This window comes from Psychrobacter sp. 1Y4 (assembly GCF_051847555.1).
Window position 1 is genome coordinate 1 of record NZ_JBPYDE010001161.1, and the last position, 516, is coordinate 516.

Annotated in this window: 1 protein-coding gene; it reads right to left on the minus strand. The window is 42.2% G+C overall.

Features of this window, described 5'->3' with window-relative positions; translation table 11 throughout:
• Window positions 1-261 (minus strand): hypothetical protein (locus tag ACS8FC_RS20935; RefSeq protein WP_439298197.1); only part of this gene is annotated, 261 nt, incomplete at its 3' end.
• Between the last annotated feature and the right edge of the window lie 255 nt (window positions 262-516).

Sequence of the window (516 nt, forward strand, 5' to 3'; positions counted from 1 at the left end):
GAGGTCTTTGTAAGGATGACCGACAAATTTCTCGTAGTCTTTAATCATTTCCACAGCGGCTGCTGACAGCTTCATGCCCACGCCTGGCACATACCAGCCGTTTAGCTTGCCCAGTGCCGCTTGCAGCTCTGTAACCGATACTTTTTCAAGCAGTGCTTCCATTGGATCGACTTGCGACTGATCTAAGCGCTTATTTTCTTGATGACCGCGTAGCCAGTCGTAAAACTCGGCCTTGGTTATACTTGATGTATCGTTTGGCATAGTGACAACTCATATCAATAATTGATGTAAGGTCATTATGATGATGGTGAGATAGAGCGGTTAGATGATGCGGTTCAGGTAGGCACAAAAAAACCCGCTATCAGAGGACTGGTAGCGGGTTTTTATATATTGGGTGGTGAGCTTAAGTTAAGTCTTTACATTCATTGTGGTATAGCATAGATTAAAAATAGCTTGTGGATTCCATCCATAGGTATTTTATTCACCAGACTATATTATAAGGAAGTAAAAATGAGT